This window comes from Aurantimonas marianensis, from assembly GCF_024195285.1.
GTDB lineage: Bacteria > Pseudomonadota > Alphaproteobacteria > Rhizobiales > Rhizobiaceae > Aurantimonas > Aurantimonas marianensis.
In genome coordinates, this window is the sequence record NZ_JALHBS010000070.1 from 34,888 (window position 1) to 47,136 (window position 12,249).

Sequence of the window (12,249 nt, forward strand, 5' to 3'; positions counted from 1 at the left end):
TGAAAGCCGGGGGCTTCGTTTTTCATACCCCTGTCAACCACCCGCTTCAGGGCAAGCCTCACAGACTCCCATCACGCCGGCGCCGATCAGGCCGGCGGCAGACGCCCCTCTTCCACCGCGAAACAGGCGACCTTGGTCGGCCCGTGTTCGACGAGGATTGGCAGCTCCGAGCGGCAACGGTCGTTGGCATAGGGACAGCGCGGATGGAAGGCGCAGCCAGGCGGCGGATCGAAGGGCGACGGCAGCTCGCCGGTCAGCCGGATGCGCTGGGTCTTCTTGCCCGGATCGGTCGCCGGCGTCGCCGACAGCAGCGCCCGCGTATAGGGGTGCAGCGGGTTCGTATAGAGCGCGTCGACCGACGCGATTTCGACCGGACGGCCGAGATACATCACCATTACCCGGTCCGCGACGTGCCTGACCACCGACAGATCGTGGCTGATGAAAATATAGGTCAGATTCAACCGCTCCTGGAGATCGGCCAGGAGATTGAGAATCTGCGCCTGGATCGACACGTCGAGGGCCGACACCGGCTCGTCGAGGACCAGAATCTTCGGCTCCAGGATGATGGCGCGGGCGATCGCGACGCGCTGACGCTGGCCGCCCGAGAACATATGCGGATAGCGGTCGTAGTGTTCGGGCCTAAGTCCCACCTTGGCCAATGCCGTCTCGGCTTTCCTGCGACGTTCGGCGCGCGATAGCCCGGTGTTGATCTTCAGTGGCTCCTCGATGATCGCCCCGACCTTCTGGCGCGGATTGAGCGCGCCGTAAGGGTTCTGGAAGACGATTTGGACAGTCGAGCGGAGTTTCCTGATGTCGCCGGGATGATCGCCCGAGACGCGCACGCCGTCGACATCGAGTTCGCCCTGCGAGGGCGTTTCGATCATCGTCAGCATGCGGGCGAGGGTCGACTTGCCGCAGCCGGATTCACCGACGATCGCCAGCGTTTCGCCTTGCTCGACGACGAAACTGGCGTCCTTCACGGCCTTGAGGTCGAGCGGCTTCTGGAACAGGCCACGGCGCACTTCGTAGACCTGGCTGACATTCCTGGCGGTGACGATCGCGTTCATCAAGCGTCTCCCGCGTTCAGGGGATAGTGGCAGAGCGCCTCACCCAGGACCGGTGACTGGCGCGGCGGCACCACCGTGCGGCAGGTGTCGTCGGCCTTTGGGCAGCGCGGATTGAACAGACACCCGTTCGGCCGATCTCCCTGCCCTGGAACGACGCCGGGAATGGTCGGCAGGCGCGCGCCGGTGGCGCGTTCGGGAATCGCCGCGAGCAGCGCCGCCGTATAGGGATGGTGCGGCGTATCGAACAGCGTCGCGACCGGCTGGCGCTCGACCTGCTGGCCGGCATATTGCACCACGACCCGCTCGGCGGTCTCGGCGATGACGCCCATGTCGTGGGTGATCAGGATCATCGCCATGCCGTGCTGCTTCTGGAGGTCGACCAGCAGATCGAGGATCTGCGCCTGGATGGTCACGTCGAGCGCCGTCGTCGGCTCGTCGGCGATCAGAAGCTTCGGGCTGCAGGCCGTCGCCATGGCGATCATCACCCGCTGGCTCATGCCGCCGGAGAGCTGATGCGGGAAGGCCGTCAGCCGGCGCTCCGGCTCGGGCATGCCGACCTGCTGGAGGAGTTCGACCGCGCGGGTCTGGCGGGCCTTGCGGTCGAGATCGGTATGCGCCTTGAGCGCCTCGCGGATCTGGTAACCCACCGTGAAGCACGGATTGAGGCTGGCGACCGGTTCCTGAAAGATCATGGCGATATCACCGCCGATGATCTTGCGACGCTCGCGATCCGACATGGCGCGCATGTCGCGCCCTTCGAAGGCCATCTCGTCCGCGGTGACCGTGGCGGACGGCGGCAGCAGCCCCATCAGTCCCAGCATGGCGACGGATTTGCCCGAGCCCGACTCGCCGACGATGCCGAGGACTTCGCCAGGCTCGACCGTGATGTCGACGCCGTCGACCGCCTTGAACGGACCAGACGCCGTATCGAAGGTGACGGTGAGATTGCGGAGTGAGAGAAGGGGGACGCGTGCCGGGTTCGGCGGCCCTCGGTCGCCGCGCAGGTTTGCCGGGGCGCCCGTGGCATCCGGGGCAGCGGCCGGCGACGATCGATTGTCATCCCGGTCGCCGCACTCTATATTGCCGGCATGGACAGCAGAGGATCCGCCCGATGTCTCCCCCTCTCCCGAAACCGGAACCGCACCAGCAGCGTCCCCTGCCGGAGCCGGGCGAATATGGCCCGATGCCGTATTATTGAGGTCTTGTTGCTTCAGCCGGACCCGTCGCGCTGACAAGCGCTCCGTTGGCTGGAGCGTCATGTTTTTTTCCAGTTCCACAAGGCTGTCTTCCGCCATCAGCATGGCGCGATGCTTCATGCGCAGCAGGTCCGTAAGCATCGCCTCCTTCCGGTCCAGTTCCAGTTTTCCGTATTCGGTCGAGCGCATGTCCGTGGCCACCTGTTCCAGAAGCTTCATCTGCCGGTAGAATCGCACCGTCGGTTCGATCTCCGCGCGGTGGAGCACAACCAGGTCGCTTTCCAGCTTGTCCAGCAGGAAGTATCCTGTCGCCGCCGACATAAACGGGGTGAAGTCGGCGTTGCGCGAGCGGTAGGCCGCGAAAGTCGCGCGTGCCTGCCTGATCTGGTTCTCGATGCCGCCGGCCTGGTAGAATTGGGTCCAGATCGCGCCGATCTCGCTCCACAGCGCATGCCGCAGATCGCGCTGGCGCTCTTCCCGCAGCGCCGCCCGGTCCCTGTGGCCGGCCCGCTGGTTACGGTGCCAGGTCCAGATCGCGATGCCCCCGGTGATCAGCACGCCGAGGAAGCTCAGCGTTCCCTGCACGAACGATGCCTGTATCTGCGGGGAGGTCAGGCCCAGCGCCGTGAAGAGCCGCTCCACCCCTCAACTCCGCTTCATCTTCGGATCGAGTGCGTCGCGAAGGCCGTCGCCCACCAGATTGATCGCGAGCACCGTGATGAGGATCGCCAGCCCCGGTAGGGTCACGACCCACCACGCCCTGAGGATAAACTCGCGAGCCTCGGCCAGCATCGTGCCCCATTCGGGCGTCGGCGGCTGGGCGCCCATGCCGAGAAAGCCGAGCGCGGCGGCATCGAGAATGGCGGTGGAAAAGGACAGTGTCCCCTGGACGATCAGCGGGCCCAGGCAGTTGGGCAGGATCGTCACCACCATCAGCCGCAACGGGCTGGCGCCGACGACACGCGCCGCGGTCACGTATTCGCGCTCTTTCTCCGCCATCACCGAGGCCCGCGTCAGCCGGACGAAATGGGGCTGCAGCACGATGGCGATGGCGATCATCGCGTTGACGAGGCCGGGCCCGAGGATGGCGACGAGCACCAGCGCCAGGAGCAACGACGGGAAGGCGAGGATGACGTCCATGACCCGCATGATCAGCGTGTCCACCCAGCCCCTGAAGTAGCCTGCGATCAGCCCGATCACGATGCCGCCGGTAACCGAGATCGAGACCACGACGACACCGACGAAAAGCGAAAAACGCGCACCGTAAATCAGCCGGGAAAGCAGGTCGCGGCCCACCGCGTCGGTGCCGAGCAGGAAGGTCGTACTGCCGCCGTCCTCCCAGAACGGCGGCTGCAGCAGCGCGTCGCGGTACTGCGCCGACGGACTGTGCGGCGCGATCAGCGGCGCGAAGATCGCGATCAGAACGAGCAGGCAGAACACCGCCAGTCCGATGACCGCGCCCTTATTCTCGGAAAAGTAGAACCAGAACTCGGCGAGCATCGCCCGCCGGGTGCCGCGTCGGCCTGGCGCACCGGCCGCGGCGGCCTCGGCATCGTCGATCCTGTTGAGCTCGTCGGTGTGGACCATGATCGCCTCAGTGATGCCGGATACGCGGGTTGATCAACCCATAAAGGAGATCGACCAGCAGATTGACGATCATCACCACGCCGGCCACCAGTAGCAGCCCCCCCTGCACTACCGGATAATCGCGCTTGAACACCGAATCGACCATCCATTTGCCGACGCCGGGCCACGAAAAGATCGTTTCCGTCAAAATGGCGCCGGCCAGAAGCACGCCAACCTGCAGGCCGATCACGGTCACCACCGGAATTAACGCATTGCGAAGGGCGTGGACTCCGACGACCCGCAGCGGCCGTAGCCCCTTGGCACGCGCGGTGCGCACATAGTCGTCGCTCAGCACTTCCAGCATGGCGGAGCGGGTCTGTCGCGCGATCACGGCGAGCGGAATCGTGCCGAGCACGATGGTCGGCAAAATCAGATGGCTCAGCGCCGACTGGAAAGCCCCGTCCTGGCCGGACAGCAGGCTGTCGATCAGCATGAAGCCGGTCACTTGCGGGAAATAATAGAGCAGCGAGATGCGCCCCGAGACCGGCGTCCAGCCGAGCGTGCCGGAAAAGAAGATGATCAGCAGCAGGCCCCACCAGAAGATCGGCATGGAATAACCGACGAGCGCCGTCCCCATGATCGACTGGTCGAGCCAGGTTCCCCGATTGACGGCCGCTAGAATACCGAGCGGCAGGCCGATCGCCACAGCGAAGATGATCGCGCAGATCGAGAGCTCCAGCGTCGCCGGAAACAGCGTCAGAAACTCGCCCAGCACTGGCCGCTTGGTGACGATCGATGTACCGAGATCGCCCTGCAGGATGCCGACGAGATAATCGAAAAACTGCACGACGATCGGCTGGTCGTAGCCATAGACCTTTTGCAGCGCGGCGTAGCGTTCGGCCGACATGCCCCGCTCGCCGGCGAGCAGCATGATCGGATCACCCGGCAGCAGCCTGATGAAGGCGAAGGCAACGATGGCGACGCCGACGAAGGTCGGGATCAGGAGGGCGATCCGGTAGAGCAGAAAACGGAGCATGGCACCCGGCTTGAGGTTCGCCGGATGCGGTCACCGTTTCGCGGCACTGCCCCGGCGGGATCGACACGACGACGCGAACGGACCTTGCCCACCCGAACGCGGCATCGCTTCGGAAAAAGCGGGAAGGGCGGCTCGTGAACCGCCCTTCCCTGTCCCGTTACTCGCTGATGTCGACGCCGTCGAACCAGTGACCGCCGAGCGGGTCCATGACATAGCCCGTCACGTTGGCGCGCATCGGCATGTGCACGATGGAATGGGCGATCGTGCCCCAGGGCGCCTCGCGCTTGAAGACGACCTGCGCCTCCTCGTAGAGCTTGGCGCGCTCTTCCTGCTCGCCGCTCTTGGCCTTCTGGATCAGGCTCTCGAACTCCTCGTTGCACCACTGCGCCCGGTTGGAACCGCCGACGCCATCGCAGCCCAGCAGCACGGCGAGGAAGTTGTCCGGATCGCCGTTGTCGCCGGTCCAGCCGAGCAGCACGGCGCCATCGCGATCTTCCGCCTTCGAGCGCTCGAGATATTCGCCCCATTCATAGGAGACGATCTCCGCCGTGACGCCGATCTTCTTGAAGTCTTCCTGGATAAGCTCCGCCATGCGCCGCGCATTCGGATTGTAGGGCCGCTGCACCGGCATCGCCCAGATCTTCATGGAGAGATTCTCGACGCCCGCGTCCGCCAGCATCTGCTTGGCTTTCTCCGGATCGTACGGATCGTCCTCGATCGAATCGTTATAGGACCACATCGTTGGCGGGATCGGGTTCTTGGCGGTCTTGCCGGCGCCCTGGAACACGGCTTCCAGAATCGCCTCCTTGTTGATCGCCATGTTGAGGGCCTTGCGCACCTCTGGCTTGTCGAACGGCGCCACCTTGGTGTTGTAGGCGAGATAACCGACGTTCAGCCCTTCCTGCTCCATCACCTCGATGTCGGCGTTGGCCTTCAGCGCCTCGATATCGGCCGGGGCCGGATAAGGCATCACATGACACTCGCCGGACAGGAGCTTTTGCTGGCGCACGGCTTGGTCGGTGGTGATGGCGAAGACCAGATCGTCGATCGGCTGCTTGCCATCCCAATAGTCGGCGAACGCCTTGTAGCGGATCACCTGATCCGGCTGGTAGGCGACGAAGCTGAACGGACCGGTGCCGACGGGCTTCTGGTTAAGATCGGCCTTATTGTCGCCGAGCGAATCCGCGTATTCCTTGGACAGGATCGAGGCGAAGTCCATCGCCATATTGGCCAGGAACGGCGCTTCCGGCCGGTTGAGCACGAATTTCACCGTCATATCGTCGACCTTTTCGATCGACTTGATGAGGTCCGGCATCGACATGCCGTTGAAATACTCCCAGCTCGCGCCGTCGACATATTTATTGAACGGGTTATCCTCCTTGAGCTGCCGCTCGAAGGAGAAGATCACATCGTCGGCGGTGAGATCGCGCGACGGTGTGAAGAAGTCGGTGGTGTGGAACTTGACGCCGGGACGCAGCTTGAAGGTGTATTCGGTACCGTCCTCCGACACCTCCCAGCTCTCGGCGAGGCCGGGCTGGATCTCGGTCGTACCACGCTTGAACTCGACGAGACGGTTGTAGACCGGCTTGGACGAGGCATCGAAGGTTGTGCCGGCCGTATACAGCGCCGGATCAAAGCCCTCGGGTGATCCTTCGGAGCAATAGACGAGCGTCTTTGCCGAGGCGGCGGAACCGAGTGCCAGCGTCAACGCGGTTGCGGCAACGAGCCGGGTGAACAGTTTCATGGATGGCGTCTCCCTGATCACAAAGCGGGCAAGGCCCGCCGGAAGCCGCCATCGGACAGGTTTTGCCAAAACCATGCAAGCGCAATTTTGACCAGATATTCAAAAATGAGCCGCCGCAGGTCGGTGACAGGTGGAATGTCGCAGGTGAATTTCGGCCCTGATCGCCTCGTCCGTGATGCACGGTCGGACCGATCCCGGTTATGGTTTGGCTGATGAGCGAAAACAACGATAGTTCCGAGGGCAGGTTCGGACGCACGGCCGACAGCCCGACAGTGATGCAAAATGTCGACGCCGCCGCGCGAGAGCTCGCCAGGACGCTGCTGCGCTCGGCTCGCCACGGCGCCCTTGCGGTGCTGCGCCCCGGCGACGGCCATCCGGCCGCCAGCCGCGTCATCGTCACGACCGACTTCCTCGGCCGACCGCTACTGCTGATGTCCGACCTCACGCTCCATGCCAGGGCCCTTGCGGCCGACCCCCGCTGCTCGCTGCTTGTCGGAGCGCCGGGCAAAGGCGATCCCCTCACCCACCCCCGCTTGACGGTGTTCGGGACGGCAAGCGCCATCGCCGCCGATGATCCGGAGCGGCCGGCGTTGCGTGAGCGGTTCCTCGCACGCCATCCGAAATCGGCACTCTATGCGGATTTCGGCGATTTCCGCTTCGTTCGGCTGGAGCCGCAATCCGCTTCCTTGAATGGTGGCTTTGGACGCGCCTTCGAGCTCATGCCCGATGACTTCATCGACAGGCCCGCCGGCGAACTGGAAACAACGGCCATGCGGGCGCGCGACCATATAAACGCCGAGCATCGCGATGCGGTCGACCGCATCGCCGCCAAGACCGGTTACGAGGGACGTGGGTGGCGGATCGCAACGCTCGACCGCCTCGGCTTCGAAATTTCGCGGGGAGATGCGTTACGGCGGGTGGAGTTTCGCGCCGATGCCGTGGCTGGCGGTGGGTTTCGGAGCGCGTTCGTCGATCTGGCGGAGGGAAAGCGCTGATCGGCGGGCGCACGGTCTGACCGCAGGAGGCCCGTATCCATGGTTTCGTCCCGGCCTAGACGTCAAACCCCTCTGGGCAGGCCGCCCGGAACCGGCGGTTGCTCTGGCCGCTCAGGTAAATGCACTGACCCGGGTTGTTGGCGGCCAGGCCAAGGACTCGATCATCGGAGGTGACGACGGTCTGGGGAATTCGCCCGACCCGGAATGGCGCAGATTCGGCACCGGCGAGACCGAATACCGCATCGAATATGGGAGGCAAGGCACCGCCTGTGCAACCGGAGAGCACAAGTGATCCCACCAGCGCCGAAAAGAGACAGACGGTCCTTAGACGACTACGGGGCGCCAGCGTCCGTGTTTCCTTCACTCTCAGCTTCTCCATCGCGCCTCCGGTGCCGAACCGGATACGTAAATGATTGAGCCATATCGGCAGCCGGGCGATTCACCGGGCGCAAATCGCGCCAGGGTGCCGCCATTTCAAGGATGTGGCCACAAAAAAGCTGCCGAGGCGACCCCGGCAGCTCTATCACAGCGAATATCGCCGTCGCGCTCGGTCAGTAACCGGCCGGGCAGCGATAGATGTTGCCGTCGGAATAACGGCAGTAACCGGGACGCTCCTTCGAACGGCCGACGACGTTGCCAACCACCGCCCCGGTGCCGGCGCCGATGGCGCCGCCGATCAGCGCGCCTCTCGCATCGCCTGTCACCCCCGCTCCGATCGCCGCGCCACCAAGGCCGCCAAGCGCCGCGCCGCCAGCTGTATAGCGGTCTTCCGTGGTACAACCGGCGACCAGAATAGTAGCCGCCGTAATCGCGGCAATCGAATATTTCTTGAACATGTTCAACCTCTCACTGGACCTGTCGTCCCCACCGATAACGATACCCCATCGATTTCGTTCCGTCATCCTTCTGGTGACCGACATGATTCAGTCTGTCACGGGTCTCCAGCGAAAGCCAAGCGCTTTCAGTCTCCAGCGATCGCCCTCAGCGGGAGGCGACCATCTGCGGCTCCGCATCGAATGTGATCAGCAGTTCACCGTTTCGGCTGACAGCCCAGTCTATCGAGGCGGACTGTTCGAAAACCTCCTCGTCGACCGCCTTGCAAGCGCCAAGAACCCTGCGCTCGGTCGAGCCGGACAACCGCATTTCCAGAACCAGATCCTTCTGGCACTCTTCCAGCGACTCGTAAGCCGGGACCGGAACGGGAATTTCTCTGCAGACCGAAGCATCACCCGAACAACCGACAAGCAACATAAAAGCAGCAACGTGTTCCATCGAAACTTCTCCTTTGGCCTGATAACGGCCAATTCGGGAAGTCGTTCCATATTCCGCCGGGGCACTCGCAAAAAGTCGTTTCGGGCTGGGGAAACGGGAGATGACGTGCCGAGGGTACGCCTCACCGGTGTTCCGGCTACCACGACTCAAGCCCCGATGGCGGAGGAGCGCGAGTTGATTTCGTACTGCTCCTGGGGGATCATCAGCGTATAGCGCAAACCATCGGAAGAATATTCCAGCGAGGCTTCGCCGCCGACCGCGTTCGGTACGATACGTTCCAGCGTCGATGTGCCGAAGCGGGCGTCCCGCTCCGGCCGAACGCGCGGACCATTTCGTTCTTGCCAGTCCAGAATGAGGGTTTCCTCACCTTCCCTGGGCTCGAGCCGCGCGCCGATAGCCACGGTCCCGCCGGGGACCGACAATGATCCATAGGAGGCGGCATTGACCGCCAGTTCGTGGAGCGCAAGCCCTACATGCAGCGAGGCCGTTGGCGAGAGATAGACGTCGGGAGACTCGACCGCGATTTGCGCCATGCCATCCGGCGCATAGCGCTCGACCTGCATCGTCACGAGGCTCATCAGGTCCGCCCCGCGCCAATCGGCATCGGTGACGATATCCTGCGAATAGGCTAGCGACTGGATCCGTCCTCTGAAACGGACAAGAAACTCCGGCACGGTCACCGAGTGGCGCGCCGTCTGGCTCGCCAGGCTCTGGATGATCGCCAACAGGTTCTTGGAACGATGCGACAGCTCGCGCAACAGGGTCTTCAGGGTCTCTTCGCGCCGCTTCTGCTCGGTAATTTCCACCGAAGTGCCGATCACACCGCAAACTTCGCCGGCGTCGTCGTGATCTGCGTCGATACGCACGCCGTACCACCGCACTGACGAGCCCGACGCGATGGCCAACTCGAAATGAGCCGGTCGTTGCGTCCGGATCACCTCCCGCTTCATCGCTGTCGATCGCTCCGCGCTTTGTGAAGCGAGCAAGTCAGAGTCCGCCATGCCCGCTTCCGCCCCGGCGAGCCAGGAACGGCCGGCGTTACACACCCAGACGTAACGCAGGTCGCAGTCCTGCGCGAACACGGACATTTCCGTGTTTTCGAGAGCACGCAATACTTTGTTCGTCACCATCATACGACGCTCGACCAACATGATCGCCCCGACCTCGACATCGGGGCAATCCCAGGGGTGCCGCTACTATTTCGCCAAGAGAGGAGCGCTTTCGCTCTCGAGGGATCGATGCGCGCACCCGATTGCCAATAGGTGGCCCGGTTCCGCCGGCACCCCTTCGATCCGCGCTGAGGCACCATGAGCATCGTTTGCTCCAAGACCGGCGACGCTTCCCAGTTTCGAACCCCGGCAACTCGCTCCTCTCGCCTGACCTCGCAGCGGCGGACGCCGCTGGGTCTCTTCCGTGAGGCGCGACCATCATTGCGTTCTGGCTGGGAAACAGACACGGCGACAGCCGCTTACGCCGCCGCCTTGTTGTCGGCCTCGAAGAACAGAGCCTGGCTGATCAGCGCCTTCACCATGTCCGGATTGAATGGCTTGGTCACGAGGAAAGTCGGCTCAGGCCGCTCGCCGGTCAACAGCCGCTCGGGAAACGCGGTGATGAAGATGACCGGGACCGAAACCTTCGCAAGGATATCGTTCACCGCATCGATGCCCGAACTGCCGTCGGCGAGTTGGATATCGGCGAGAACCATCCCGGGCTGCTGCTGCTCGAACAGGGACACCGCTTCGGTTTGAGTGCGGGCAATGCCGGTCACGGTGTGACCGAGGCTTTCCACCATCTGCTCGATATCCATCGCGATCAGCGGTTCGTCCTCAATGATCATGATATTCGTCGAAACCTGCCGTCCGATGTCGGAGCTGGCCTGGTCGATCAAGCTGGAGAATTCCGCTTCGTCGGCACCGAGAATGTAGCCGGCTTCCTCGGTCGTGAACCCCTCGACCGCGACCAAGAGGAAGGCCTGCCTCGGCAATGGCGAGATGGCGCGGAGGTTCCGGGATGCTCTCTCCTCCCAGGCGGAGGTCGGCGCATCTTCACGGATGTTGACCTCGACCGACTGCCACATCGAGGAAAACAGTTTGTAGAGGGAAATCCGCGGCGCTTGATCGTCGGGAAACAGGCTGGGATCGGCAATCAACGCTTCCAAAACGGCCGCGACATAGGCATCGCCGCTTGCCTGAGAGCCACTAAGCGCCCGTGAATAGCGCCGGAGATATGGAATATGCGGCGCTATGCGGGATGACATCGACATGAAAACTCCCCTCGTGTCGACCGAAACAAAGTCGGTGGGCGTGAAAACGTGGGATGCGCGAAAAAGTTCCCAGCTTCGGAACTTTGTGCGCTTCCAACGATTAGGCAAATGGGAACCGGTTTGCAAAAGTGAAACCTCGCCGCCAAATAAAGTGCGGGGGCGGGCAAGGGATCTTGATGGGCGAGAGATCGTGGCTAGTTGTCCGCCTGCAATCGGCGATGGAATCACTGTGGAGCGAGTTTTCCTGATGATAGATACGCCACGGACCGTCAGCGCGCGGTGCGCAGCAACGCTGCTCAATGCAAAAGTTCGAGACGCATGATGGACGACCCCGAGACGAAGGAAGATATGGTGCACACGGCCCAAGCGAGTAAATCTGCGGGTAAGAGTTCCGATCCTGGCGTCCAGTCGGCGATCGGCAAGCGCCTCAAGGCGTATTACGACGACGTTGCGAGCGAGCCTGTCCCGGATCGATTCCTGTCGCTGCTGGATGCCCTCGACGAGGCCGAGTCCGCCTCCAAGACATCGGGCCGCAAGTAGGTCTCGATGAGCGATCAGCTGGACTTTCGCAGGGAATTGATTGCCATAATTCCCAACCTAAGAGCGTTCGCCGCGTCACTGTCCGGTTCGTTCGACCGGGCCGATGATCTGGTGCAAGAGACGCTCGTCAAGGCATGGGACAAGCAGCACACGTTCCAGCCGGGGACCAACCTCAAGGCTTGGCTCTTCACGATCCTGCGCAACGAATTCTACACGCAGATGCGCCGGAAAGGCCGCGAGGTGCAGGATGTCGACGGTATGCATGCCATGCAACTCGCCGGGCATCCCGAGCAGCAAGGGCATGTCGACTTGCAGGATTTCCGCAAGGCGCTGGACATGCTGCCCGACGATCAGCGTGAGGCGTTGATCCTGATCGGCGCATCCGGTTTTTCCTACGAGGAAGCGGCCGACATCTGCCATTGCGCCGTCGGAACGATCAAGAGCCGCGTGTCGCGGGCTCGCACCAGAATTGCTGAAATCCTCGGCATCGAGGGAGACGGCGAGTACGGTCCCGACTCGATTTCCTCCCAGATTATCGGGGTCGCTCCGGCCGCCTGACGGGGCACGGGG

At 63.1% G+C, this 12,249-nt stretch carries 12 protein-coding genes; 3 read left to right on the forward strand and 9 right to left on the reverse strand.

Going from position 1 to position 12,249, the window contains the following annotated elements; genetic code table 11:
• Positions 1–86: 86 nt before the first annotated feature.
• The 5 genes from MJ956_RS12200 to MJ956_RS12220 form a co-directional block, all read right to left on the reverse strand.
• Positions 87–1,070: an ABC transporter ATP-binding protein gene (locus MJ956_RS12200; protein WP_279327039.1), complete on the reverse strand. Its 984-nt coding sequence runs from the start codon at positions 1,068–1,070 to the stop codon at positions 87–89.
• Positions 1,067–2,071, reverse strand: a complete 1,005-nt coding sequence (locus tag MJ956_RS12205; protein WP_253964754.1) for an ABC transporter ATP-binding protein — start codon at positions 2,069–2,071, stop codon at positions 1,067–1,069. Before MJ956_RS12205 ends, MJ956_RS12200 begins: the two co-directional genes overlap by 4 nt.
• A gap of 837 nt (positions 2,072–2,908) precedes the next feature.
• Entirely contained in the window at positions 2,909–3,763 is an 855-nt protein-coding gene (locus tag MJ956_RS12210; RefSeq protein ID WP_253964755.1) for an ABC transporter permease subunit, read from the reverse strand.
• Positions 3,764–3,857: 94 nt separating this feature from the next.
• Positions 3,858–4,865, reverse strand: a complete 1,008-nt coding sequence (locus MJ956_RS12215) for an ABC transporter permease subunit (protein ID WP_253964731.1) — start codon at positions 4,863–4,865, stop codon at positions 3,858–3,860.
• Positions 4,866–5,022: 157 nt separating this feature from the next.
• A complete protein-coding gene (locus tag MJ956_RS12220) occupies positions 5,023–6,609 on the reverse strand; it encodes an ABC transporter substrate-binding protein (RefSeq protein WP_253964732.1) in 1,587 nt (528 codons plus the stop codon).
• Positions 6,610–6,821: 212 nt separating this feature from the next.
• On the opposite strand from MJ956_RS12220, the gene MJ956_RS12225 reads away from it, so the two are divergent.
• Complete coding sequence (locus MJ956_RS12225) at positions 6,822–7,604, forward strand: HugZ family pyridoxamine 5'-phosphate oxidase (RefSeq protein WP_253964733.1); 783 nt, start codon at positions 6,822–6,824, stop codon at positions 7,602–7,604.
• Positions 7,605–8,155: 551 nt separating this feature from the next.
• On the opposite strand, the gene MJ956_RS12230 is transcribed toward MJ956_RS12225, so the two are convergent.
• The 4 genes from MJ956_RS12230 to MJ956_RS12245 form a co-directional block, all read right to left on the reverse strand.
• Positions 8,156–8,440, reverse strand: coding sequence for a glycine zipper domain-containing protein (locus MJ956_RS12230; protein WP_253964734.1), 285 nt, complete (start codon positions 8,438–8,440; stop codon positions 8,156–8,158).
• Between the two features lie 145 nt (positions 8,441–8,585).
• A complete protein-coding gene (locus MJ956_RS12235; protein ID WP_253964735.1) occupies positions 8,586–8,876 on the reverse strand; it encodes a hypothetical protein in 291 nt (96 codons plus the stop codon).
• A 146-nt stretch (positions 8,877–9,022) separates the two neighbouring features.
• Positions 9,023–10,027, reverse strand: coding sequence for an HWE histidine kinase domain-containing protein (locus tag MJ956_RS12240; RefSeq protein WP_341482726.1), 1,005 nt, complete (start codon positions 10,025–10,027; stop codon positions 9,023–9,025).
• Between the two features lie 317 nt (positions 10,028–10,344).
• Positions 10,345–11,139 carry a response regulator gene (locus tag MJ956_RS12245; protein WP_206455389.1) on the reverse strand — a complete coding sequence of 265 codons (795 nt, stop codon included), beginning with the start codon at positions 11,137–11,139 and terminating at the stop codon, positions 10,345–10,347.
• Positions 11,140–11,490: 351 nt separating this feature from the next.
• Here MJ956_RS12245 and MJ956_RS12250 point away from each other — a divergent pair, with 351 nt between their 5' ends.
• Both MJ956_RS12250 and MJ956_RS12255 read left to right on the forward strand, forming a co-directional pair.
• A complete protein-coding gene (locus MJ956_RS12250) occupies positions 11,491–11,679 on the forward strand; it encodes a NepR family anti-sigma factor (RefSeq protein WP_253964737.1) in 189 nt (62 codons plus the stop codon).
• A 6-nt stretch (positions 11,680–11,685) separates the two neighbouring features.
• A complete protein-coding gene (locus tag MJ956_RS12255) occupies positions 11,686–12,237 on the forward strand; it encodes a sigma-70 family RNA polymerase sigma factor (RefSeq protein WP_206455271.1) in 552 nt (183 codons plus the stop codon).
• Positions 12,238–12,249 lie beyond the last annotated feature (12 nt).

What these genes read in the sequence shown, in the direction of transcription:
- MJ956_RS12245 (WP_206455389.1), bottom strand. Translation starts at nt 11,139, where the DNA reads ATGTCGATGTCATCCCGCATAGCGCCGCATATTCCATATCTCCGGCGC.
- MJ956_RS12235 (WP_253964735.1), bottom strand. Translation starts at nt 8,876, where the DNA reads ATGGAACACGTTGCTGCTTTTATGTTGCTTGTCGGTTGTTCGGGTGAT.
- MJ956_RS12240 (WP_341482726.1), bottom strand. Translation starts at nt 10,027, where the DNA reads ATGTTGGTCGAGCGTCGTATGATGGTGACGAACAAAGTATTGCGTGCT.
- MJ956_RS12210 (WP_253964755.1), bottom strand. Translation starts at nt 3,763, where the DNA reads ATGCTCGCCGAGTTCTGGTTCTACTTTTCCGAGAATAAGGGCGCGGTC.
- MJ956_RS12255 (WP_206455271.1), top strand. Translation starts at nt 11,686, where the DNA reads ATGAGCGATCAGCTGGACTTTCGCAGGGAATTGATTGCCATAATTCCC.
- MJ956_RS12215 (WP_253964731.1), bottom strand. Translation starts at nt 4,865, where the DNA reads ATGCTCCGTTTTCTGCTCTACCGGATCGCCCTCCTGATCCCGACCTTC.
- MJ956_RS12225 (WP_253964733.1), top strand. Translation starts at nt 6,822, where the DNA reads ATGAGCGAAAACAACGATAGTTCCGAGGGCAGGTTCGGACGCACGGCC.
- MJ956_RS12220 (WP_253964732.1), bottom strand. Translation starts at nt 6,609, where the DNA reads ATGAAACTGTTCACCCGGCTCGTTGCCGCAACCGCGTTGACGCTGGCA.
- MJ956_RS12230 (WP_253964734.1), bottom strand. Translation starts at nt 8,440, where the DNA reads ATGTTCAAGAAATATTCGATTGCCGCGATTACGGCGGCTACTATTCTG.